This window comes from Microvirga ossetica (genome assembly GCF_002741015.1).
Taxonomy (GTDB): Bacteria; Pseudomonadota; Alphaproteobacteria; order Rhizobiales; family Beijerinckiaceae; genus Microvirga; species Microvirga ossetica.
Window position 1 is genome coordinate 465886 of sequence record NZ_CP016619.1, and the last position, 23599, is coordinate 489484.

Sequence of the window (23599 nt, forward strand, 5' to 3'; positions counted from 1 at the left end):
CCGCGCTCACCCTGACATTCGCGTGTAGAACCCCGTTAGAAAGGTCACTCCTCTCCCCGTTACAAATGTCACTCTCCCTGGGTGATGGTGCTGGGGAGATTGGGTCTGATGACGGTGATCGGGATGAGCCGGCCGGAGATCGATCGGGTTCACATTCTGCGGGACGTCGTGGCGGAGCGAATTACGGTGCGCGAAGCTGCCCAACTGCTGCGGATCACACGGCGCCAAGTGTTCCGATTACTCAAGGCCTATCAGACCGGTGGTCCCACGGCCTTGGTGTCGCGCCGGCGCGGCAAGCCCAGCAACCGCTCCTACCCGGCGGCGCTGCGGACCGAGGTGCTGGCGCTGATCACAGCCAACTATGCCGATTTCGGCCCGACGCTCGCCTGCGAGAAGCTCGCCGAGCGGCACGGCATCGCTCTGGGTGTCGAGACGATCCGGCGCTGGATGATCGCGGCGGGTCTCTGGCAGGAGCGCCGGCAGAAGCTCAAAGGGGTGCACCAGCCGCGCTATCGGCGCGACTGCGTCGGCGAACTCGTCCAGATCGACGGCTCCGAGCACTACTGGTTCGAGGATCGCGGCCCACCCTGCACGCTTCTGGTCTACATTGACGATGCCACCAGCCGGCTGATGCACCTGAAGTTCGTCGAGACCGAGTCGACCTTTGATTATTTCCGATCGACCCGGGAGTACCTGGAGGCCTACGGCAAGCCGGTGGCGTTCTACTCCGACAAGCATGCCGTCTTCCGCGTCAACGGCAAAGGAGCGGTGGGCGGTGACGGCATGACCCAGTTCGGGCGGGCGCTGCATCAGCTCAACATCGACATCATCTGCGCCAATGCTCCGCAAGCCAAAGGCCGCGTCGAGCGCGCCAACGGCACCTTGCAGGACCGCCTGGTCAAGGAGATGCGACTGGCTGGGATCTCGACCCTTGAGGCGGGCAATGCCTTCCTGCCGGCATTCATGGCGGACTTCAACCGCCGCTTTGCCAAGGCGCCCTACAGCGACAAGGACCTGCATCGCCCGCTCAGCGAGGACGATGAGCTGGATGACGTGTTCGCCTGGCGGGAGGAGCGGACGGTCTCGCGCAATCTGACCCTGCAGTACGACCAGGTGCTGTTCATTCTCGAGCCGAACGCGATCACGCTGTCCCTCGCCCGCCAGCGGGTGACCGTCTACGACTATCCGGATGGGCGCTTTGCCATCAAGCACAAGGGCCTGGAGCTGCCCTACAGGCCCTTTGACCGACGCCAGCAGGTGGATCAGGCGGCGGTCGTCGAGAACAAGCGGCTGGGTCCGGTTCTGGCCTACATTGCCGAGCGGCAGAAGGAGCTCGACATGAGCCGGAGCAACAGCGCCCCGCGGCGGCGCGGCCAAGGCAAGAGCCTGTTCAAGGTGGGTTGAGCTCTCAGCAGTCACTCCCCGGAGGTGACATCTCTAATGAGGACAATCAGAGACTTGTCTAACGAGTTCTGACATTCGCGTGTGCCAACCAAGTTGAAATGTCGCTGTTCGCAGGATGGGGAGGCTCAAGGCTGACATTTTGGCTTGCATCTATCAGGAACCAGACGCTGGGTCATTCGGAAGTTGACCTGCTGGCTGGCTCAGCCGTCCAACATCTCTGCCAGCGCAACGTCGTCGGTCGAAGGCATCCGCCATCCGGTCAAACTCCGGAGGCGGCAGAAACCCGGTCGCCCGGCGGTCATTCTCATGCAGCCCACGATGAACGTGAACAGGAAGGCCGAAGCGGCCAGCCAGGATACCAACCGCTTCAATGGCTTTGGTTTCGGTGCTCGCCCACACGGCCGAGAGGTTGCCCAGATCCGCCTGGGAGGCGAAAGCCCGCATGCGGTGGACACCCTTATCCGAGAGATGCCACTGTGGGACCGGTGTCGTTGCCTCAACGACAACCTCAGGGTGGGTGATGACGTAGGCAATGCTCACGTCGACCTCCGGCAAGACAAGTCAGCCTAACCGGCAAAGGGGATTGGTTTCACTGCCTATGGCGGATGCAGCCGGAGGAGCACCTTGCGATCTGGGCATCCACGAATTGTTTACCCTCACCGAGACAGGATCTGTGCACCGAGCGCGTGGTGTCTCTGCCCGAACAGAGACTCTGGTGTCAGTGGTGAATGGCACTGGAGGTGTCGGAGAGCTTCCTCTCCACTGATGTCCTGGCTGAGGGTTTCAGACAGCACCCTCAGCCGGGGCGCGGACTGTCCGCAATCAACCCACGTCTGATGCATCGGTGCTGGCCAAGAGGAGACTGCCGTGGCCCGCTACTATTTTGACATCTTGGATGGCGCACAGTTCGTGCGCGACGATGAGGGCTCCGAGTTCGACAGCCCGGACGCTGCCGTGCAAGCAGCAGTCCGCGCGGCCACTGAGATCGGCCAAGGCCGGCTCGCAAGGGGCGAGACCAGCAATGTTGTCATTGAGGTGCGGGACGAGCGCAGCCAGCGGGTCTGCACCATCAGAGCTTCGATGGAAATCGACTGGCACGTCTCACGGCCTCAGGGACCGCATCCCTGGAGCGCCTAGTGGCGCAAGTCAGCCGATGTCAAAAGGAACCCGGCGCAGAGCCGGGTTCGTGTCGATGGGACAGGAGCATCAAAAGGGCTGCTGATCAACGCCTGACGCCCTGGGTCCGTTCCTGCCGGATACCCGGTTACACGCCCCTGCGGCTGCGGGAGAAATACCAGATCGCGGCGGCGACAATGATCACCAGCAGGATGATCCACCAGTAGTCTGCGATCCCTCGGACAGTTGCAGCGGGAGGAGCGCCGGGCGCGGGGGACGGGGCAGGGGTCTGCGCCCAGGCCGACGAAACAGCCAGGAAGAGAAAGCCCATCGAGGCTGTGAGTTTGCTCATGAGATGTCTCCGTGTGAGGAGGCCCAGCACAGCGACGCCACCCTCCTGCCAAGCTGGCCTTCTCAGGCAACGCCGTGTGGGACCGCATGTTCCTGGGCAAGCCGATCCGCGGCGCCTAAGCTTGGATCACTCTGACCAGCAACCGGAGCCGCCGGGATGATGAAGAGGCAGACGCTTGCCATCGCAGATGTCTATGTGCCGGTGCGGCGGCGGCAAACGCTTGATCCGCACAAGGTTGCAGCCCTTGCCGAGAGCATCATGGAGAAGGGGCAGCAGGCGCCCATTCTCGTGCGACCCGATGGCACGCGGTTTGTTCTGGTCGAAGGCTTGCATCGGCTGGAAGCCTGCAAGGCTCTCGGCGAGGCGACGATCGCTGCCTACTTCGTTCAGGCCCGTCAGCGTTGATCCGCAGGAGGCCGGAGAGGCTTGAGGAATATTCCCCCGCGACGCGGACGGGGCGGCGCTGGAGCCCTTGTCCGAGCGAAGCGCAAGACAGGCTGCCGGGATCGGTGATGAGGATATCCTCCTGCGGTCCCGCCATTGCCCATGGCGACAGAATCAGAATCCCTGGTCCTCCCTCGTTGCAGTCTGGCAAATGAGCGGCTGAACGTTACGGTGAACTGGCCTTCGCCCTTCAGATCCGGGCCAGCAGTTCCGCTTTCTTGGCGGCAAACTCCTCATCCGTCAGCACACCGTTCTTGTGCAGCTCGGCAAGGCGCTCGAGCGTGGCAAAGATGTCCTCTGAGGAAAATTGGGACGACTTCAGCGGCGCGGCGCCGGCCGTCATCGAAGCCACACGCTCGGGCTCGGATGCTAATCCTCCCCGGGTTGTGTCAGGGGTGGATGAGCGGCGCCCCGCTTCCACCACCGGCAGGTCATGAAGCCGAACGAGACCGTGCTGGCTCACGAACCGCAGAGATTGGTCCGCACCCTGTTGCTGGGACACTCCAGCAATAAGGTGATCCCGAGTGTCGTAGAGGGTGATCTGCCCGCTCCGCTCGATCGCAAGCCGGTGCGCTGCCGGGAAGATCGCGTAGCGCAGGTCGTCCTGAGATCCGGCAGACGATGGTTGGCCCAGCTCCGGTGGCCACCACATCCCCGACGGGGAGGCTGCTCCTGCCACGAACAGGCTCACACCCGGCGCGCTCGGCTGCGGGTGTGCCTGCGAGCTGGTCGCCGCCATAATGGATGGCTGCTGGCGCAGGAGTGCGGCCAGCTCGGTGCAAAGGGCATCCACGCGGGCCTTCAGGCCATGGTCGAACAGGCTGCCCACCATTGTCATGCCACCCTGCGTCCACTGACCCATCCCGCCGAGCTCAGGATGGTTGAACTGCGCCATGGTGCCGTGACCCACCACCAGCGCACGAAGCAAGGTTAGAACAGCATCGACACTGACCCTATGCCGCTGGGCGGCGTCCGTGACAATCTGCTGACCTTCAGGGGTGAGTTCATGCATCACAGGACGTGCCCGAGGTTGGGTGGCGGCAAAGATGAGCACACGGCTCCCAGTGAACATACCGGCACCTGAAGGGGCTCACCAGCCTGCATTGGGGGCTGGCTCAGGCGTCTATCGGCAGGCGTGGGATCCTCCTGACCGGCGGATCCAGGCGGCATAGCGCGGGTTGCACTTTGACACCTCATCGCAGGCCTCGGCTCGGCCTGGGCCTTGTTCCCATCAACAGGCCTTACTTGTCTCGCCCCCTGATCTCGCCAGCCCCCGCGAACTCGTGAGTTTCCAACCTCAGCGGTCGGCGCGTAAATGAGCTGTTCGATCCGGTCGCGGGAATGATGCACCTCGGCAAGCCGTTCCGGTCCTTAGCTCTTGTCGGCCTTGCCACCGCCGGTCTGGTCCCGTCGCCGTGCCTTGGCCAAATCGCCCACTCCGCACCAGGAGCCCGCGTTGCGGCGTTCGCCCGTGTGCCGGCCGCCCGCGCCATGGCCGTCTGCGGTGATGCGCTTTACATCGGCACCAAAGGCAACGCGGTCTATGGCGTCCCTCTGGCAGGTGGGCCGGCCGTGTGGGCCGCGTCCGGGCTCGTCGCGCCCAACGGCGTCGCTTGCTTGGGGAACAGACTCTATGTTGCTTCGCGCGACCGCGTCTCGACTTTCACACCCGTGCCTGGCGGCAGACTGGCCAACCGAGCCGACTTGCCGATCAGGCTGCCGAACCAAGCCCACCACGGCTTGCGCTACATTCAAGCCGGGCCAGACGGTCGGCTGTACATTTCGATCGGCTCACCGTGCAACATTTGCCAGCCCGAGGGTCTGCAGGGGACGATCATCAGCATCAGCCCAAACGGCGGGGACCTCCGGCGCATGGCCTGGGGCATCCGCAACTCGGTCGGCTTCGACTGGAACGGCGGCATCATGTATTTCACCGACAATGGCGCCGACCGGATGGGCGACGACACACCGCCTGACGAACTCAACGAACTGCAGCCCGGCGCCTTCTATGGCTTTCCGTATTTCGGCGGTCGGGTGCGGTTGCGCGGCTTTGAGGCGGCGGTTCCGCCCGCACCACAAACCCCACCCGCGTATGAGTTCCAGGCCCATGTCGCCACGCTCGGGATTCATTTCTATCGCGGCGCCATGTTTCCCGAGTTACAAGGCGAGGCGCTGATTGCCGAACATGGGAGCTGGAACCGCACCATCCCGGTCGGGTACCAGGTCGTGCGGCTGCGTGTGGGCAGCAGCCGCTCCGGCAACGGGCAGAGCTTCCTGAGCGGTGTTGGACGTCCGGTTGACGTCAAGGAACTTGCCGGATGGATCGATTGTCGTCTCTGATGACGCGGGCGACCGGATCTGGCGCGTAAGTCGCTGAGCCAACCACAAGAACGCGGAATACGACGGAAGCATCGATAGCATTCGGAGATGTCCCGCCGCCACAGACTTCTTGTCGGAAAAGGTCTTCAACGGAATTCGCTCTCTGGGATGAGGTGAGTCCTAACGTCTTACCTGTCTTCTGCCAGATGAGGAGCTTAAGGATCTTTGGGGCAGCGGTGCTAGGACTGGTGTCGAAGGCCGATCCTGAGCCTGATCAACCGCGTGACCGAACGGCATTCAAGACAACACGCTGCAGGATGCCGCACAATGTCTCAGGCTCTCTGATCTGACTGCGTTTCATGTCCCCTGGGCGTGCTGCATTTTCTTGATGAGTTCCTCAAGTGCAGGACCAGGTCCCTCATCATGTTGGGTCAGATAGACAGCCGCTTTCCCCAAGCTGGTGAAGTCTGCCTGCTGAAAATTCTCTGGCGTGTACGAGACCAAGATCTCAAGCGCCAGATCTTCCGCCAAGGCTCGGATCAGCTCGACTTCGGGGGTCATGCTGGATCTCACATTCTGCTGCCGCAGCTTACCAGCACAGTTCCATTCCAGCCAGTCCTCGTCAGGCCACACCGGCTGGGCAATAGCCCAAAACAGCCCTTGCCTGCTTGATCCAGCACCACGGGCTTAATCGCTCGACTGAACTGGCCCAGGCGCCGACCACATTGTGCGAACACCAGGAGCTCAGAAATCTGATCCCATCACTTCCTCGGTGGTCACACGAAAATCCACCAGAGTGCTGGGACCAAAGGTGAGGGTCAGCGGCACGTCGGCAGCATCGCGGCCGCGGGCGATCAGGATCCGGCCGATGCGAGGATCATTGTTGCGGGGATCGAACGTGTGCCACCGCCCACCCAGAAAGACCTCGATCCAGGCGGCAAAGTCCTGAGGCGCATGCGGCGGCGGCAGGCCGATGTCGCTGATGTAACCAGTACAATAGCGCGCCGGGATGTTGAGGCATCGGCAGAACGTGAGCGCCAGATGAGCATAATCACGGCACACGCCGTGCTCTTCCTCAAACGCCTCGAATGCCGTACGTGTCGCGCGCGAGTGCTCGTAGCCGAAGGTGATATGATCGTGCACGTAGTCGCAGATCGCCTGCACGCGGGGCCAGCCCAACGGAGCTGATCCAAAGAGGCTCCAGGCGACGTTGGAGAGACGGTCGGTCTCGCAGTAGCGGCTGCCCAACAGGTAGAGCAGAGTCTCTGCGGGAAGGTTCTGGATTTGGGTCTGCTCAGCACCTGGATCTGTTGAATCCCAACGACCGCTGTCGCGGACCACGGTTTCGGTTTTGAGGGTGATCGCACCGGCCGGGGCAACGAGACGGTTGCACCAGTTCCCGAAGCTGTCCCGGTATCCCTCCACGGGCACTGATGGCATGGTGACAAGGTAGTCTGGCCGCTCCAGGTCGGACACTCGCGACGAGTGCACATTGAGCATTGCGATCATGGGCGTGACTTGCCCGAGCTCGTACGTCATCTCGCAGCCGACACGGATCCGCATGGTGTCTCCTCATCCACGGAGCAGAGCGAGATTTGGGCTACTTCCAATCATGGGTGATCCTCGCCCGGACGATGCCGGCAGACGCCCCGGGTGTGCCTCTCGATGGCCGCCAAGGCGGCGTCAAGGGAAGCGAACGGTCTATGGTCGATGCCGGCCATGGTCTCCAGAGCATGGCCATCTGGGAGGATTGTGAACTGCTCAGTGGGTGCTTCGATGATCCGGCCCATCGGACGGCCGAGCAGGTCCGTCAGGCTCCAACCTTTGCCGTCATCGGTTGGGGTCACGGTGATATCCAAGCGTGCCTCCGGTCCGTGCACGGCCCAGGAAACGGGATGAGCTGTCGGTCTCACTACTAAGGCCTGCAACCGCGCTGTGTTCCCGTTCGCTCTCAGCTTCTTTGTATCGGGCGGATCGGCGACACCCCAGCCGCTTGCGGCTACGGAGTCGTCCTGGACATGGAAGACGGTCTGATCAGCCGCCAGCTTTTCGCCCGTCCGGAGGTCGACGCCACGCTCGACGACGTTCACTCCGACATCCCGTTCCACTACTTCTGGGCCTCGACTTTCCTGGTCCGCCTGGATCAGGAGGAGGATTTCGCCGCCGACTTGGCCGAGTGGTACGATGAAAAGCTTTTTGGGGAGGCAGGGCAGCCGCAGGAAAATGAGGCCGGGTCTATAGCTTTCCCGGCACTCCATTGTCTGGCCTGTCCGAAAAATAAGCCGCCCCGTCAGAAGCGGCTTATAGGTCAGTCCCGAGCTGCCGATCCGATTGTCTCAATCAGGCTTTCTGGAGGTTGGTTGCCGACTCTTTGCCGGTACGGCGGTCGGCCTCCACCTCATAGGAGATCTTCTGGCCTTCCACGAGGCCGCGCATGCCGGCCCGCTCCAGGGCTGAGGCATGGACAAACACATCCTTGCCCCCAGGGTCGGGTTGAATGAAGCCATATCCCTTCGTCTCGTTATACCACTTCACAGTACCAGTCGCCATTGAATATTCCTCAAGTCCGTCAGTTGCGCTTCCGCCAAGTCATCCTGCCGCGTCTGGTCAAGAGGTCAAGCGCTTGGTCACTGCTGGATCGTAACTTAAATCCTGCATCATGCGCCCAGCATGAGGCCACCGCGGCTTCGACTGCTCTGGCGCCGATTGCAACATGGAATCCTCCCATGCAAAGACTCTACCACGGCGCCGGTTGCAGGCGTTTTGTCACATACCTGTTCCGCGTCGCTTTCGCAGACGGATGTCTCATGCGCACAGAGGTCGATCCTCTCCGTCCTGATAACGGAGAACGACAACAAAGAAGTTGAAGAATTTGTTAGGGTTTTGGAGAGAGTTTGTTTGCCGTCGTGACGAACCAATTCGCCTTATCTTCGCAGTAGAGCTTGCGCCTCCAGCAAAAGGCATCGCGCATGAGCAAGACGAAGCCCGACATCAATCATTCCCTGCATCCTGCTTTACGGCCTGTTAGCGCTTGAGCCAGTCGATTGCTGCGGCGAGGCAGAGCACGCCCATGAAGGATCGTGCGGTCTTCTCGTAGCGGGTTGCAACGGCTCGCCACTCTTTGAGCCTGGCCCAGAGCCGCTCGACGACATTGCGGTTGTTATAGATCCAGTCCGGACAGGCCACCGGCGCCTCATTGGACTTAGCCGGGATCGCCGGCTTCGCACCGATGCTCCAGATGTGCTCGCGGAAGCTGTGGCTTGAATAACCGCGATCGGCCACCACCCAGCTGGGCACACTCGGCAAACTGTGAAGCAGCGGAATGGCGTCAGGCAGCTCGTGCGCCTGACCGGGTGCAAGGCGAAACGCGATGGCGCGTCCGAGCCCGTCGGCGATCACGCAAGCCTTGGTGCCATAGCCGCCACGAGACCGACCAAGCGCTTCACGATGGTCTCGTTGAGCTTGAGAGCCCCTTTTCGACGAGCCCCGGCGGCCTTCTGATGCGCGCGCACGCTGGTGCCGTCGAGGAAGGTCATCCCGAGCTGGATGCCGCACTTCTGTACCAGGTTGAGCAGGCGCTCCCAGACACCCAGACGGGCCCAGCGGATGAAGGTCTGAGCGGCGCGCCACCACGGCCCCAATTCAGCCGGCACGGCGCGCCACTTGGCGCCGTTCTCATGGCGCCAGAGAATGGCCTCGAACGTCCGACGCAGATCCTGTGGCGGTGTCTTGCCCTTGGGACGGCATTGCTCCACCAGTGGCTCCAGCATGGCCCATTGTGCTTCCGTTAGCATGGCTCCTCCTCAGACAGGACGAGCAAAACGCCTCCAGGTGCAAAGGGTTCAAGTCATAACAGGCCGTAGAAGAACTGCGGCAAATCCTTGCCAGAGAGCAGACGTTGGAGGCGTTTCTAAAACGCTCTGGCTATGACCCTTCCGCACCTTCCCGACGGGTCAAGGCACGAGAGGCGAGGGAAGTGGCTGAGAAGCGGCGCTGACCTTTCAACCGACTCAGTTTCATAAACAGCTATGAGCAAAATCAGGCTCTGGCGCGAGCTGCTAATGTCCTGCGCCATTCAAGGGCAGCAGCCTGTCTGCGCCGTCTCATAACCGGTAAGGCGACTGCGAGAGTCAGCAGGAACGCCATCGATGCAGACCAAGGGAGGATCACAGGAGACGTCCAGACAGATTGCCGATGGTTGAAGCTTCCTTCAAGCCATCGCACTGCATTCCCTAGATCCATCATGGTCATGACCCTGTTCGCGCCCTGAGGCAGTTCTTGCACTCCTGTCCCAAAGCAGCCCGAAACGGGACATCCGAGTCCTGCCTTCTTTAGAGGAGAGGGCTGATCTGACCCGCATCAGCAGACCAGCCAGAGCATGGTCGCTGGGATATGGTTAACAGCCGTTTAAGAGAAACTCCGCCCGGCTGGGCACCAAAGAGATCTGTGGGTCTCTGAGCCCGATGCGCAACGCGGCCAGTCGATTGCAACAAGGCCACCAGCACATGGCTGCTCGCCATTTGCTTGCGTAATCAGCGGAGAAACCAAAGAGAAACTTTCCTGACATATGCTGGTGAGATCACTGATGTAGATGTTCAGCAGATGCACCGAGGCTTTCATCAGCGGCTTCGGTGTATCTGGCGCTGTCATTGGAAGGAAGTCCTGTAGATGGAACCTGACGACAACGAAGATGATATCAGGGACTGCCTCCTTGTGACCGCAGGCCACTTCATCGTCATCGGCATCTCTGCCACCTATCTTCTGTGGTAGCTGCTCGCCAAAGACCCTCGCAGATCTCGATTGGTGCGCATCGCGACCTCCTGAAGAGGCGCACCATGCCACGGCATCCGTTGAAGACTTCTTGTCAAAATCAATGGCAACGAAATTTTCGGCCCCATCAGGCGCATGATCGGCGGCACCATGCCCAGTAGCAACGTCGCTGATCTGGACAGCGAGAAGTCGCGTCCCTCTATCAACATGCCCCACTGGGCCTCGCGCTTGACGCTGGTCATATCCGATGTGCAGTTGAAGCAACTGCAGGACATCAACGGGACCGATGCTGGGGCAGAAGGGGTCGAATATGAGACCGCCGAGTGGCCGTTCTGGTATGTGCCCTAGGTTCGACCGCATAGCCTGACCGCAGTAGGTATCGAAGAACCCGTCGATCATCGCGGTCACCTTTACTATCTACCAGTGCAACATCGACCAGATGGAGCAGGCGGCATGACGCCGGAGCGCTTCGCCCTGATGCAGCTGCTGCTGAACAACGCGAAATTCGACTGGACCTATGGCGACACGGAGTATCTGCGTGAGCCGGTCGATTTCATTTCGCGCTATCCCAAGAACAACGTCGTGGCGGATCTGCCGCGGATCAGAAAGATCGCTTTCACCTTGCATAAGGACCGTGTTGCCATGTTCGACCGCTCCGGCTACCCGCTGACACCCTTGTTCATGATCGCCTGGGTGGAAGCGGAAGGCTACGTGATCCAGGCTTCCGCCTTCGATGACAATGGGGATGACGTGGCGCAAGATATGATCGGTTGCCCATGCCCAAAGTGCCGGGATCGATGATCAAATATGTCCCTGGGATCATTCCAGCGCCCGATCTTCCTTAAGAGGAATGGAATGGGAAGCCATATCTGCTCTAACCCGATATCGTTCAGGCAGAAGCTGTTCTCATCCAGCCAGACAAAGTAGCAGTATGAGATTTTCCTGTGAGAGGAGCTTGCCACGGATCAGGTTGCCAACTTCTTGTCAAAATACTTGTTCAGCGCGATTCGCTGTGTAGGCGCAAAGTGCGAGTGTCCCTTTCCTTCGCCGTCGAGCATTGTCAGGCCATTCTTTCCAGCGTGACTGGGCTAATAGCGGAGACTAGAGGGCGGCCAGCAATATACCGCTCAATTTCCTCAACGATGAACTCCCCGAGCCTCTCACGCTCCCCACCGATTGCGCCGGCAATATGGGGTGTAAGGAATACATTTGGCAGATTGTAGAGGGGTGATGTCGGTTCAGGCACCTCCGGATCAGTAACATCGATTATCGCGTTAATACGACCTGTGCACAGCTCGTCGATAAGATCCATCTCATCAACGATAATGCCTCTAGCCGTGTTGATAAGCGTAGTGCCTTCTCTCATGAGTGAAAGGCGATTGCAGTCAATCATACCAATCGTCGACGGCAAGGCAGGAGCATGGACGGAGACCACGTCGGATAATCGCATCAAGTTTTCAAGGGAGACGCTCTCCACACCGAGTTCTGCTGCCTCCCAAGGGTGGACAACCGGATCATACAAAAGGACGTTGAAGTCGAATGGCTTCAGCAACTGGATGACACGACGGCCGATCCTCGAGGCTCCAATGATGCCGATCGTCCGCCTGAAATTCCCAATTGGTTGGCAGGTTAATGGCACCGTTCGGGCGCGGCTCCGATCCGAACAATATATGTCTCGGAAGCGAAACACTTGCTTGTTTGTGAAGAGAATGGCCGCAAGCGTGAACTCCGCAACCGGAACGGCATTTGCTTCAGCAGCATGAGTAACTGTGATCCCTCTGTCGAAAACCTCAGGGGACAGGAAGCCCTTCACGGTACCGGCTGCATGTGCGATGAGCTTTAAACGCGGTGCGATTGCTAGTACTTCACGGTCAATGGCTGGGCACCCCCATCCGGTGATCAGAATATCTGTCAGACGCAGCACGTTAACTGCACGATCGTTAGACAAGGACTCAAGAGGCTTCTCATCAATGATATTGCAGGATTGCGCTAGGCGGCATAGCAGATCGGGCGTAAAAACGCCCTCTGTACTATCTGGATCCATTGTAAATGCAGCCTGAATTGGCTTGGTCAAAGCAATGTTCTCCAAGTGAAAGCGCTGACGAGTAGGCTAAGAGTACAGACTACCTTAGTTAAAGCCTGCGTGAGTTATCGCCACGGTCTTCCGAACAGTAGAATTGGTTACCGTAGTGCACACTCGCATGCGAACTCTGATACTCTGACCCTAAAGGCGCTTGCCGGTCTGCTCGTCGAAGAGGTGCACCAGCTTCGGGTCGGGCGTGATACGGATGTGATGGCCCGGCTGAGCATCGACGCGCTCGCGGAACACGCCGACGATATCCGTGCCACCGAACTTGGCGAAGACCTGCGTCTCCGACCCGGTCGGCTCGACCACGGCGACCTCGGCCGGAACGCCGTCGACGTCGTCGAGGATGAAATGCTCCGGCCGGATGCCGTAGATGATCGGCTGCCCGTCCGAGGCGGCAGGCGGATTGGCGACCGGCAGGGTCAGCCCGGTATCGGTCACGAAGCGCCCGCCCTGCAGATGCCCCTTGAGGAAGTTCATGGCTGGCGATCCGATGAAGCCGGCGACGAAGAGGTTGGCCGGCCGGTCGTAGAGTTCGAGCGGCGCGCCGACCTGCTCGACCACGCCATCGTGCATCACGACGATCTTGTCGGCCATGGTCATGGCCTCGATCTGGTCGTGGGTGACGTAGATGGTGGTGGTCTTCAGCCGCTGGTGCAGGGCCTTGATCTCCGTGCGCATGGCGACCCGCAGCTTGGCATCGAGGTTGGAGAGCGGCTCGTCGAAGAGGAAGACCTGCGGATCGCGCACGATGGCGCGTCCCATGGCGACGCGCTGGCGCTGGCCGCCCGAAAGCTGGCGCGGATAGCGGTCGAGAAGCTTGCCCAGGCCGAGGATCTCGGCGGCGCGGTCGACGCGGGACTTGATCTCGGTCTTGGGCGCCCGCTTCAGCTTGAGCGAGAAGGCCATGTTGTCGGCGACCGTCATATGCGGGTAGAGCGCATAGTTCTGGAACACCATCGCGATGTCGCGCTCCTTGGGCGGAACGTCGTTCACGACCTTCGGGCCGATGCGAAGCTCGCCGCCGGACACGCTTTCCAGTCCCGCGATCATGCGCAGGAGGGTGGATTTGCCGCAGCCGGACGGCCCGACCAGGATCACGAACTCGCCGTCCTGGATCTCGATGGAGACACCGTGAATGACCGGGACGGTTCCGAAGTTCTTGCGAATGTTGCGGATCTCAACTGAGGCCATATTTCCACTCCACAAATATTTTTTTATTAGTTTTGTTTGTCGCTCGCTAACTGTTCTACAGCCGACGTCATGTAAAGCCGGCGATCTGTAAAGATATCGCTCCAGGCCCTGCTATCCGGAAATTGTTCCGGCCGATGCTGCTGCAAGAGCCCGAAAGTTCCCACAGCAGCTAAGATGACATGTGGGTGCTGACTGAGCAGTGACTCATGATGGTCTGCCCAATCTTCAAGGGCCAGGTCGACATATGCGTCAAGGGCTCTCTCTATATCGGGTCCCCGGTAGGCAGGAGCGAGCGTGCGCATCAACTTAAGTGCATACAACGCGTCGAGCTCCAAGTAGTGCATCACGTGAGGACCTGATCTCTGTAGCCAGCGTCCGTTCGGAAGTTGAAGAGAGAGGACGCTATCAATTACCCGCTCCGGATAGGGGAAGCTGTGACCGTGATGCTCGTACATCGGGAGGATATGAACGCTCCCGCCAAGCGGCTGATGCCGGTCCGCATGTGGTACTCCTCGGCGCCACCACCCGGTTGTCTCGTCGATGGAGCTGTCCAGCCAAGCAAATACAGCTGTCCGCCATTCAGGAGTGCAGGCGCGGCTGAAGCTGAAGCAATGCAGGCCTCCCCAGAAGAGATGAGAGGATCGCCATTGATTGCTCCAGTCGAGGCTATCAAGCCATGGCCCGACCTTCTCAGGCGTGTCGAACGCCTTGTAAAGGCTGACTGGATACAGCTGCTGTCCGCCGAGTGACCCTAGTGCTCCGATCACCATCCCATTCGCGTGAAGAGGCGCATGACCATAGGTATCTTCGTACGATCCATCACCTGATTGATCGTAATACCGGCGGGCGTACGAATTAACGTGGTCAACCCATGACTTCCGCGCCGCCACTGTTAGAGACGATCCGAAGTCTTCACCCATGATGACTCTAATGAGGGCAGCGTCGAGTGATGAATAGAGATCAGGCCGTCGCTTCCGGCCGGAGCGATAACAACCGAAAGGTCCTGCGCGATCTTCCAGATCGTGGAGGGTGCCCATAACCGCCTCACGAACTGGCCGGAGGTCGAAGGTCTTTGCTGCAACAGACATGATGCAGATTTCCTTAAATGAAAGGTCTCCGATCAAGAACCAGCTTCATCGGTCTGTCGGTCACGACGAGACCGGGGAGTGCCTGCTGCAGCTCGGCGAAGGCACAGAGATTACCAAAGAGAGCGTGCAGATCGTTCAGTCCATCATCGGTCTTCGGATTCAAATTCAAGACATATTCGGCGAGCTCTTGTCCGAGTGCCTCAATCGCTGCGCGGCTTTCTTCGAAGCGGTGATTGCACTGCCGTAGGCTGCGGTTCATGCAATAGAACCAGTCGATCTCGGCAAATCCGATGCTCTGTCCTAGGGGGAACTGCCGCTCCTGGTACATAGCGAGGCAGACATCGATCAAGCGCTCCGGATAACGGCTCGGCCGTCGGGCCCATTGCATGTTGAAGAGGTAGTGAAACGTGCCCGCCATGTGGGGTACCATCGTTGTCGTTCCGCTATGGGTGACCCGAGGGAGGTTTTTTCCTGCCAGCAGTCCAGTCTCTGGATCCGTGTTCTGCCAAAGCCAACTGAAATATGCGTCCTGCCACGCCAAGTCGACCTCGTCGGCAATAACCATTGCAGCGAAGAGGCCGGCCCCTCGATGAGATTCCCGCCAGGGGTTCCCCCGCCATTCAAGATCTGAGAGGAAGTGCCGTAGTTCTTCTGGGTCAGTGTAAATCCTAAGACTAGTGAGCTTGTGAAGAGGCTTTGCATCGAACAATTCAAGGGCTGCGATACAGTGGGCCGTGGTGTGGATGGTGTGATGGGTCGACTCCTCGAACAACCCAGTCTCAGGGTTCTGGAGCGATTGCAACGCTGAGATCCAATCAACGCGCTCTTCCAATCCGCTAGGGAAATAACCAATCGTGTAGAGGATGTTGGCTGCGTCAGCACACCCATAAGGGTTGATACCAAGGTCTCTAGTCCCGTCTTGGCCCTGCCAATTCCAGCGGCGGTACGTTCCTGGCGACAGAGCATGGTTCGCAACGATATTTCGAGCCGCTTCGATGTAGCCACGTAGATCTATTGTCATTGATGACCCCTACTTCCCTCCCGGTCATAAAAGAGGCATTTGGCGCAAATTGCAACGCAAATTCCAAATTGCGCCCTATAGGCCTCAATCCTTGGCGCCGTTCAGATACTCAGTCTCGGGATGGCTTGTTTGTCTCAACACGAACGCAGCACAATGGGATTTGCGCAAATTTTCGTTGACAGCGGATTTGCGTTAAAAGATCCTGTTGCGGACTCAGATAAGCCTCAAGAGATGATCGCTCAGATCACGCAATGGCATGCCAATGGGAGGTGAGAATGATCCAAAGTCGATTGCTTAACTTTATCAGCAGTGTAGCCGCCGTGACCCTGCTAGCGACCGGAGCGTCAAATGCTCAGGAGATTATGATTTGGCATGACAAGGGAGAAGACGGTCTGCGCATGATCGAGCAGATGGCCGAACTCTATAAGAAGGACCACCCTGGCGTAACAGTAAAATCGCTTTCGATGCCGACGGAGCAGTGGTTCAGCCGCTCAATTGCAGCGCTTAACACCAATACAGCCCCCGATATCCTTTTTAACGACAATACCAGGATTGTCTCCATTCAGCAGAGCACCGGCAAGCTGTCCGACCTTAAGCCAGAGGTGGATCAGCTGCCCGCAGCCGATAAAAGCTTTCTTACTGAGGGTGACTGGACTGCCTCGACCTTCAAGAATCGCGTCGTGCAGATCCCGTTTCAGCGCACCATGACCGGGCTCGGAGTACGAAAGAGCTGGCTCGAGAAAGTAGGCGACCAGCCCCCTAAGACATGGGACGACGTACTTCGGATTGGCAAGAAATTTCAGGACCAAGATCCAGACGGAAACGGCAAGAGAGACACGTTCGGCATCGCCATGCAGGCTGGCGACGCGCCTTCCATTACCGGTGGAGGCATCAGCCTCCTTGTCTACGGCAACGGCCTGCCCCATCCGCTTGTAAATGAGAAGGGCGATATCGTCATCGACCAGCCCGACGTCTCCAAGGCGGTCACGGAGTACATAAAGCTCTTTACTGAATACAAGCTCGTCTCCCCGGAAACTGTGAACCATACCTTCACGGACATGTATCAGCTCATCGAAGGTGGGCGTGTTGGCATGTTCCGTGTCGGAAACTGGAATGTTGGGAAGTGGGACAAACAGCCACCCGCCGGTGACTACGTCGTTGTCGCGTATCCAAGCTTCACAAACAGTCCGGGCGCGTTGGTCGTGGGCTCAGTACGAGGAATGGCTGTTCCGGAGAATGCAAAGAATAAGGATGCGGCAAAGCAGTTCGTCAAGTTCATTGTCTCGAAACAAGCCCAGCAGATTTCCCTCAACAATATGGGTGGCGTTGTCAGAAGCGATTTGGATACAGCTGCCGTGACGCCCGGCCTGAAGCCGTTCCTTGCTGCGGATGTCAAGCTACAGACCGATGACTTCCTGAGCTCAGCTTTCCCTTGGTACCTGAAACTGCAGGAGAGTTATTATAAGCACCTCATTGAGGCGATTAATAACCCACCGAAAGACCTGAACGCTTGGGTCAAGACCACAGCCGACAAACTCCGTGAGGAGCAGGCCAGCCTAAAGAGCAAGGGGTGAGGGTAGGGCGGGCTCGACCCGCCCCGTTCTCGCGATTTCTTGTGCGGCATTCTCGCGGCGAGGCCAATCCTCGTCGCATTAGTTTCAGAGAGCCCGATGTCCTCTTCGGCCACTATCAACCGCTCCTCAGCCTTCTCGCCGCCCCGAGTGAGCCAGAGGACCTGGGAACATGCGACGCTCTACGTCTTCCTGGCGCCCTTCGCGGTGCTTACAGCGCTCTTCGGCATATGGCCAATTGCCGAGAGCATCCGCGTTGCATTTACCGATTCCTATACGGCTTTAGGCGACAGCCCGGTTTACGTCGGTCTCGACAACTTTCGGGCAGTACTCGCAGAATCGGCCTTCCATTCTTCGCTGTGGCGCACGCTAGCCTACACGTTTCTGTCTGTAATCCTCAACGTCTCAATGGCGATTGGGCTTGCGATCCTGCTGGCGCACCCAAGACTGTCTCGCGGTCGTACCTTTTTCAAACTGGCGATATTTCTGCCAGTCATCACGCCGGATGTCGCAAGCTTCATCGTCTGGAAATGGATGTTCAATCAGAATTTTGGTGTGGTAAACCAAGCGCTTCTCGCTTTAGGGCTCCCGCCCTTCGCTGGAATTACTCAGCCTGGAAGTGCATTTGTCACCCTCGTTCTGGTGGAGGCGTGGCACCATGTAGGCCTCTACACCCTTATTTTTCTGACCAACCTGCAACTGCTTGACACATCACTCGACGAGAGTGCTCAACTTGATGGCGCAGGCCGGTGGCAGCGCTTTTTCCATGTGACACTGCCGCAACTCAGGCCTGCCATCACAATTAACACTGTATACGCGCTTATCGAATTCCTGAAGACATTTACAGTCATCTTTGTGATTACGAAAGGGGGGCCGAATTTTTCAACAAACTTCGTTTCCTACTATGCTTATTCTAAATTCAACAGTGCGCAATATGGCGAAGCAACGGCAATCGCGACAATTCTCTTTGTTATTGTCTTTGCCCTCGTCGCCGCGTCGTACTGGTATATGGAAAAGGGTGATCAGAGATGAGCGGAACTGTCGTAACGGACCAAGCCAGACGTTCGGCTATCAGAGCGTGCTTGGAATCTGTAGTGCTTTACGCAGTTGCAACCGCCGTCGCACTCATATTTATTTATCCGTTCTACTGGATGCTTGTTAGCGCTTTCCGCAGTCAGGAGGCGATCCTCTCGGCCCCCCTGCGCCTCATTCCGGAACATCTCGACCTGACCGCATTCCAAACAATCGCATCCATCGGCGGGACAGCCTTATCGAGCTTCGCAATCAACTCTGTCGTGATTACTGTATTAGCAACCGCCATTGGCGTCTGCACAACCGGCCTGGGAGCTTACGCACTATACCGGAACCCGCGGCTGCCTCTCTTCACAAGTGTTCGATACGGTTTCATGCTCACGATCATGTACCCACACATGCTGCTGGTCATACCGCTGTACTTCGTCAGCTACAAACTAAACCTGCTTGGCAGCACCCTCGGGATCATCCTAGTCATGAGCCTTGTGCCGCTGATTTTCTTCATATTTGTGCAGTTCTTCCGCTCGGTGCCACAGGAGATGATCGAAGCAGCCCGTATCGACGGCGCTTCGGAATGGCAGATCTTGACGCTGATCATTGTGCCGATCGCTAAGCCAGTGATCTTGACCGCAACGCTTGTCGCATTCCTTTTGAATTGGAAGCAGTGGTTCCCGGTGATGGTCCTTTCGACCGGACCCGACACTTATACGCTGCCGGTTGCTTTGATCTCACTCAATACAGAGTATGGGATCAACTTCCAGGCAACCATGGCCTTGTCGACCATTACGGTCCTGCCTGTGGTGATCGTCTTCATTCTGACGCAACAACGGGTGATGGGCAGTTTCATGGCTGGAGCGGTCAAGGGCTAAACCGTTACATTCATCCACTTACGGAGCGAACCGTCCCGCCGGACACTGGGGCCACAGCCACATCGACATGCACGGCGGCGGCGCCTGGATTTGCTAAGCGACGGGTCATTAATTCAACGCCCTGACGCCCAATGGACTCACGCTCAACTCGCATCGTCGATAAGCGCGGAGACATCATAGAGGCGAACGGCAGATCGTCGAAGCCAAGCACCGACACATCGTCGGGAACCCGTAGGCCACGACCCTGGAGCGCCTGAACGACGCCAATTGCATAAAGGTCGTTCATGCAGAAGACGCCCGTCCAAGCTTGCTGACCTGTGACGAGGCGATCAACTGCCTTCTCCGCTTCTTCACGTGTTGGCGCTGCCAACTCGCAAACCTCGGCCTTTGCATCTGGGATTTCCGTGACGGCAGCACAAAATCCGCGAAGCCGCTGTTGTGTTGTCCAGCGTAGCTTCGAGGTGACATAGAGCAGAGAGCGATGCCCTGCATCCAAGAGGATCTTCGCGGCTTGGTAAGCGCCGAAAAAGTTGGACGGGGCGACAGAGTCGAAGCGCATTAAAGGATCTACTCCGTTCACCAGCACCGCTGGTATTCGTTCCGAGACTAAGGCTTCACGGACGTCTTCCGGCGGGTCAATACCAACAAAGAACATCCCAGCTGCGCTAGGGTCAACCTGACTGCGAAATTGCCTCAGATCGAACGTTCTCTCCTCAATGAGGCGTACATCGATATCAATCAAAGAACGGCGTGCCTCAAGCAGCATGCCATCAATTACGCCGTCGTAGAAGCTCGCAAGACCGCCTGTCACACGGTCGAGCGTAACTAACGCAACTGCCTTCCGGCTAGCGGTCTGTAAACTACGGTTCCTTGATCCGCGAGGCTGGTAGCCAACCTCGTTCGCCAACTTCTGGATCTGACGCCGAAGGTCCTCACCGATACCGGGAGAGTCGGAGAGCGCGCGGGAAACCGTACTGACGGAAACGCCAAGTTTGCGTGCGAGCTCGAGCTGATTCTTACGGGGTTTCAAAGCGGTACCTATAAGACCTTCTGCTGGAAATCTTATTTCGCAATTTGCGCAAAGTTGTCAAAGGGGCATTATGCAGTTGCTGAAGAATATTGTGCACTCGGGTAACTGGGACGCGAAATTGTGAACCAGCGCGGATTCCCGACGGCCGCCAGTTTTGAGGGGATACGCGGTAGCAGTACCGCGAGCGATAACGACAACGGCCGATCATCATACTTCGCCAGCTGATGTGCGTCAGCTGCCTATAACGTTTCGGCGCTTACCTCATGAAAACTCGATGGCTATAAAGTTGCGCCCACTCCTACGTCCGATGCTCGGCTTCAAACGTGCTGACAGTGCCCGGGTGATATTAAGTGGCATCGAGTTATTGATCCAGCCTGGGTGATCTTGAAATCTAAGGCCAGTCGATCCCGTTTGGCGGAATGAAACATGTCGACATGCGCAAGCTGCCAGCAGCAGCGCAAGAGGAGCGTCGGCGACAGGTGGTTGGTCTGCGCGAGAGCGGCCTGACCTGTGATGCCATTGCTGCGCAGGTGGGCCTGACCCGGACAGGTGTATTCGATATCTGCCGCCGCTTCGCCGAGCAGGGCCTGGCGGGATTGGCCAGCGGACCGCGCTCCGTTGCATTAACCTTGGCATTTTAATGAAGGGCGGTCAGTCAAGGAGCCGTTCTGTTGTCCCTGTTCAAGCGCCGTCGCTTTCCGGTCGAGATCATCCTGCTGTGCGTGCGCTGGTACTGCAAGTACGGCATCAGCTATCGCGATTTGGCCGAGATGATGCAAGAGCGCGGCGTCGCCGTCGACCCATCCACTCTCTTTCGCTGGGTCCAGCGCTACGCGCCGGAGATCGAGAAGAGGGTTCGCCGATACCAGGGGCACCGGTCTGGCTCATGGCGAGTCGATGAGACCTATGTGCGGGTCGGCGGCAAGTGGAGGTACTTGTTTCGGGCAGTCGACAAGCACGGCCAGCTTATCGACTTCATGCTCTCCGACCGACGGAACACCCAAGCGGCTTACCGCTTCTTGCGCAAAGCCGTGAAGACGATGAGCGACTGTCCTCCTGAGTCGATCACGACTGACAAGCTGGCGTCTTATCCCAAAGCCATCCGGCGCCTGAAGTACGAAGGGCTGCTGCCCAAAGAGGTCATGCATCGGACGTCGAAGTACTTGAACAACATCATCGAGGCGGATCATGGAGCGCTCAAGCGTGTGGTCCGGCCGACCCGCGGCTTCCAGAGCATGAAAACGGCGCGTGCGACGATCAAGGGCTTCGAGGTGATGCGGATGATCCGTCGTGGCCACTGCGCCCTGACACAGCCAGGAGTGACAGGCGAAATCCGTCTCATCAACAAGCTCTTCGGCCTCACCGCCTGAAGAATGCGTGCGGGCGGGTGCGTCATGCCCTTTCCAAGTTACTGCAACGAAGCCTCATCTAAGGCAACTGATGCAGTTCGCTTCCGTGCAGGAGTCGGCGCGCAATATCGGCGGTCTGAAAGGCAGCCCGCTCGGTCGGCGAATGCGCCGCTAGGTAACGGCCGACCGCCATCAGGATGTGGCCGCCCTGGCGGGTCTTGGCCCATCCTCCGAACTGGCGCACCCCGGCCTCCAGCATCTGGCAGGCATGGAACCCCACATCCTCCCGAAGCAGCGCGTGTGCGAGCGTCGCAATCAAGTCATCGGGCGGGTGCCCCAGTGCAAGATGCCGCGCCACGAGGCAGCCCACCGCATCCACCTGCCGCTGCCGGTCGAAGGCGTCGAGCAAGGCCGCGCGGATATCGTGGGAGGATTGAGGAAGGTCGTTCAGTCGAGGATCGCCCTCATCCGGCAGCCGTGCGGGCGGCACATTCAGGTAACGGGACAGATAGACCGCCATGGCGCCATGGAGAATGCCTCGGGTGTCCTCACCAGCATCGTTTGGCAAAGCGCTACCTGCCGCAATCCGCTTCAGGATCTGGTGAACGGCATTGCTGTAGGTGAAGACGTGATGCGCTGTCTCCCAGTCGGAGTGCTCGTTGGCCGTCCCGAACTGCGCCACCCGGCGCGCCGCCGCATACGCCAAAGAGCGCGACAGATCCACAGGCGAGGCTCCAGCCCGCACAGCCGCCTTGAGGGCCTCCAGGATTGCGTTGGGGTCGTCGCCAAGGAGGGCCTCGGCCAAGGCCGCATGCTCTGACCAGGCTTCTCCGCTGGCCACTCCCGCGGGCAGGCCCTGAAGCTCCTTCGTGGTCTCCTCGCACAGGCTGATCAGATCGATCGGGTGGCGCCAGGCTGTCGCTTCCTCGGCTCCCTGCGCCGACACCAGCTGACCAACCACGCTCGGCAGGACCGCTGCCGCGTGCTCCCATCCGATCAGGTCCAGGCATTCGCAAGCCTTGTTGATGAAGTCGAGCAAATGCCCGCCATCGGCATAGACGCGATCCGTCGCGGCCGCGACCAGAAGATCAGCCAGGGCCGCAGGCGCAGCTCCAGCGGCAATCGCCGTGAGCAGGGTGCGTTCCGCCGCCTCCCGGTGACGCACCCGAGTCCAATGCCGCAGCCACCGCTTGAGCACGGCCAGATCGGGCTGACTGGCGAGTGGAGCCCGCTCCCGCCGCGGCGGCTGACCCGCACAGTCCGCGGCTACCCGGCGGGCGCCATGGAACAGGGCGAGGTAGGTTTCCTCCTCCGGCAGCACCGGCAGCAGATCGCCAAAGCTCGTGAGGATGGTCAGGCCGATGCCCCAGCCGTCCCGGTTCTGGAGCCCGAAGAGCGCGACCTGCTGGATGATCTCGGGAACCGGCACGCCAGACGCGAGCTGGCCCTGCACGGCCTTGGCGATGACCAGGTCGAGGTTGTGGGCCAAGCCCTCCTGCAAGCGCCGGCGCCAATCTCCGGCTCGGTCGGCATGGCCGAAGGCCGGCCTCACCCATACCTCACCAGGCTCGCGGACCTCGACCGGGCAGGTCGGCACGTCATCGGCCCAGAGATCGAAGGTGCAGCCGCTGGCGAGATCGAACCGGGCGTGGTGCCAGTGACAGGTCAGGATCCCGTCTGCGACGCTGCCGCGCTCCAGCGGGAAGCCCATGTGCGGGCACCGGTTGTCGAGCGCGAAGACACGTCCTTGATCGTAAACGAGCAGGATCGGCGGATGCCGGCCGTGCACGACGAGCCGGCCCTTGGCCTTCAGTTCGTCAAGGCTGCAGGCTCGCACAAACTCCGAGGTCAGCGTGTCCATCGCGGCCTCCGTCCAGCAGTCGCTCGCCTTGTGGGCGTGGTGGGCTCCCACTGTGGACTATACCAGATCAGCAGCCCCTTCGTTAGGGCGTCG

The 23599-nt window shown here is 59.3% G+C and carries 25 protein-coding genes; 10 read left to right on the plus strand and 15 right to left on the minus strand.

Going from position 1 to position 23599, the window contains the following annotated elements; all coding sequences use genetic code 11:
- Positions 1-108: 108 nt before the first annotated feature.
- The gene (locus tag BB934_RS40325) at positions 109-1404 is read left to right on the plus strand and encodes an ISNCY family transposase (protein WP_099515245.1); all 1296 of its coding nucleotides are present in this window, start codon (positions 109-111) and stop codon (positions 1402-1404) included.
- Between the two features lie 153 nt (positions 1405-1557).
- On the opposite strand, the gene BB934_RS51325 is transcribed toward BB934_RS40325, so the two are convergent.
- The gene (locus BB934_RS51325; RefSeq protein ID WP_418294840.1) at positions 1558-1848 is read right to left on the minus strand and encodes a hypothetical protein; all 291 of its coding nucleotides are present in this window, start codon (positions 1846-1848) and stop codon (positions 1558-1560) included.
- Positions 1849-2271: 423 nt separating this feature from the next.
- Between BB934_RS51325 and BB934_RS40335 the strand changes: the two genes are divergently transcribed.
- Positions 2272-2541 carry a DUF6894 family protein gene (locus BB934_RS40335; protein ID WP_099515247.1) on the plus strand — a complete coding sequence of 90 codons (270 nt, stop codon included), beginning with the start codon at positions 2272-2274 and terminating at the stop codon, positions 2539-2541.
- 127 nt (positions 2542-2668) lie between these two features.
- On the opposite strand, the gene BB934_RS40340 is transcribed toward BB934_RS40335, so the two are convergent.
- Positions 2669-2872 (minus strand): hypothetical protein, encoded by a 204-nt coding sequence (locus BB934_RS40340; RefSeq protein ID WP_099515248.1) that lies wholly within the window; start codon positions 2870-2872, stop codon positions 2669-2671.
- Positions 2873-3028: 156 nt separating this feature from the next.
- Here BB934_RS40340 and BB934_RS40345 point away from each other — a divergent pair, with 156 nt between their 5' ends.
- Positions 3029-3277, plus strand: a complete 249-nt coding sequence (locus BB934_RS40345) for a ParB N-terminal domain-containing protein (RefSeq protein ID WP_099515249.1) — start codon at positions 3029-3031, stop codon at positions 3275-3277.
- A 229-nt stretch (positions 3278-3506) separates the two neighbouring features.
- Here the strand turns inward: BB934_RS40345 and BB934_RS40350 are convergent, their stop codons facing one another.
- Positions 3507-4328 (minus strand): SHOCT domain-containing protein, encoded by an 822-nt coding sequence (locus BB934_RS40350; protein ID WP_099515654.1) that lies wholly within the window; start codon positions 4326-4328, stop codon positions 3507-3509.
- 329 nt (positions 4329-4657) lie between these two features.
- Between BB934_RS40350 and BB934_RS40355 the strand changes: the two genes are divergently transcribed.
- A complete protein-coding gene (locus tag BB934_RS40355) occupies positions 4658-5656 on the plus strand; it encodes a PQQ-dependent sugar dehydrogenase (protein ID WP_237050773.1) in 999 nt (332 codons plus the stop codon).
- A gap of 336 nt (positions 5657-5992) precedes the next feature.
- On the opposite strand, the gene BB934_RS40360 is transcribed toward BB934_RS40355, so the two are convergent.
- The 6 genes from BB934_RS40360 to BB934_RS48015 form a co-directional block, all read right to left on the minus strand.
- Positions 5993-6196, minus strand: coding sequence for a hypothetical protein (locus BB934_RS40360; protein ID WP_099515250.1), 204 nt, complete (start codon positions 6194-6196; stop codon positions 5993-5995).
- A 183-nt stretch (positions 6197-6379) separates the two neighbouring features.
- Positions 6380-7198, minus strand: coding sequence for a transglutaminase-like domain-containing protein (locus BB934_RS40365; protein ID WP_099515251.1), 819 nt, complete (start codon positions 7196-7198; stop codon positions 6380-6382).
- 47 nt (positions 7199-7245) lie between these two features.
- The gene (locus BB934_RS49875) at positions 7246-7725 is read right to left on the minus strand and encodes a hypothetical protein (protein WP_237050774.1); all 480 of its coding nucleotides are present in this window, start codon (positions 7723-7725) and stop codon (positions 7246-7248) included.
- A 250-nt stretch (positions 7726-7975) separates the two neighbouring features.
- Positions 7976-8185, minus strand: coding sequence for a cold-shock protein (locus tag BB934_RS40375; RefSeq protein ID WP_099515252.1), 210 nt, complete (start codon positions 8183-8185; stop codon positions 7976-7978).
- Between the two features lie 474 nt (positions 8186-8659).
- Positions 8660-9429, minus strand: a protein-coding gene (locus tag BB934_RS40380; RefSeq protein WP_099515253.1) for an IS5 family transposase whose coding sequence is annotated in 2 segments (ribosomal slippage) — positions 8660-9108 and positions 9108-9429 — 771 coding nt in all. Because the reading frame shifts where the segments join, the coding sequence is not laid out codon by codon here.
- Positions 9430-10042: 613 nt separating this feature from the next.
- Positions 10043-10813 (minus strand): hypothetical protein, encoded by a 771-nt coding sequence (locus BB934_RS48015; protein ID WP_157934630.1) that lies wholly within the window; start codon positions 10811-10813, stop codon positions 10043-10045.
- A gap of 45 nt (positions 10814-10858) precedes the next feature.
- On the opposite strand from BB934_RS48015, the gene BB934_RS40390 reads away from it, so the two are divergent.
- Positions 10859-11206 (plus strand): hypothetical protein, encoded by a 348-nt coding sequence (locus BB934_RS40390; RefSeq protein ID WP_099515255.1) that lies wholly within the window; start codon positions 10859-10861, stop codon positions 11204-11206.
- Between the two features lie 259 nt (positions 11207-11465).
- Here BB934_RS40390 and BB934_RS40395 read toward each other — a convergent pair whose 3' ends face one another.
- The 4 genes from BB934_RS40395 to BB934_RS40410 form a co-directional block, all read right to left on the minus strand.
- The gene (locus BB934_RS40395; protein ID WP_099515256.1) at positions 11466-12479 is read right to left on the minus strand and encodes a hydroxyacid dehydrogenase; all 1014 of its coding nucleotides are present in this window, start codon (positions 12477-12479) and stop codon (positions 11466-11468) included.
- 150 nt (positions 12480-12629) lie between these two features.
- Positions 12630-13685, minus strand: coding sequence for an ABC transporter ATP-binding protein (locus tag BB934_RS40400; protein WP_099512750.1), 1056 nt, complete (start codon positions 13683-13685; stop codon positions 12630-12632).
- A gap of 26 nt (positions 13686-13711) precedes the next feature.
- Positions 13712-14773 carry a hypothetical protein gene (locus BB934_RS48020; RefSeq protein ID WP_157934631.1) on the minus strand — a complete coding sequence of 354 codons (1062 nt, stop codon included), beginning with the start codon at positions 14771-14773 and terminating at the stop codon, positions 13712-13714.
- 13 nt (positions 14774-14786) lie between these two features.
- On the minus strand, positions 14787-15794 hold the full coding sequence (locus BB934_RS40410) for a hypothetical protein (RefSeq protein ID WP_099515258.1): 1008 nt from the start codon (positions 15792-15794) through the stop codon (positions 14787-14789).
- Positions 15795-16069: 275 nt separating this feature from the next.
- Here BB934_RS40410 and BB934_RS40415 point away from each other — a divergent pair, with 275 nt between their 5' ends.
- From BB934_RS40415 to BB934_RS40425, 3 genes are all read left to right on the plus strand, one after another.
- The gene (locus BB934_RS40415; RefSeq protein ID WP_157934632.1) at positions 16070-17368 is read left to right on the plus strand and encodes an ABC transporter substrate-binding protein; all 1299 of its coding nucleotides are present in this window, start codon (positions 16070-16072) and stop codon (positions 17366-17368) included.
- A gap of 96 nt (positions 17369-17464) precedes the next feature.
- Positions 17465-18397, plus strand: coding sequence for a carbohydrate ABC transporter permease (locus BB934_RS40420; RefSeq protein WP_099515260.1), 933 nt, complete (start codon positions 17465-17467; stop codon positions 18395-18397).
- Between the two features lie 62 nt (positions 18398-18459).
- Positions 18460-19266, plus strand: a complete 807-nt coding sequence (locus BB934_RS40425) for a carbohydrate ABC transporter permease (RefSeq protein ID WP_157934633.1) — start codon at positions 18460-18462, stop codon at positions 19264-19266.
- A 10-nt stretch (positions 19267-19276) separates the two neighbouring features.
- On the opposite strand, the gene BB934_RS40430 is transcribed toward BB934_RS40425, so the two are convergent.
- A complete protein-coding gene (locus BB934_RS40430) occupies positions 19277-20296 on the minus strand; it encodes a LacI family DNA-binding transcriptional regulator (protein WP_099515262.1) in 1020 nt (339 codons plus the stop codon).
- A gap of 434 nt (positions 20297-20730) precedes the next feature.
- Between BB934_RS40430 and BB934_RS40435 the strand changes: the two genes are divergently transcribed.
- Entirely contained in the window at positions 20731-20937 is a 207-nt protein-coding gene (locus tag BB934_RS40435) for a helix-turn-helix domain-containing protein (protein WP_418294835.1), read from the plus strand.
- Positions 20938-20967: 30 nt separating this feature from the next.
- A complete protein-coding gene (locus BB934_RS40440; RefSeq protein ID WP_099515263.1) occupies positions 20968-21666 on the plus strand; it encodes an IS6 family transposase in 699 nt (232 codons plus the stop codon).
- A 58-nt stretch (positions 21667-21724) separates the two neighbouring features.
- On the opposite strand, the gene BB934_RS40445 is transcribed toward BB934_RS40440, so the two are convergent.
- Positions 21725-23506 carry a Rieske (2Fe-2S) protein gene (locus BB934_RS40445; RefSeq protein WP_099515264.1) on the minus strand — a complete coding sequence of 594 codons (1782 nt, stop codon included), beginning with the start codon at positions 23504-23506 and terminating at the stop codon, positions 21725-21727.
- Positions 23507-23599: the final 93 nt, after the last annotated feature.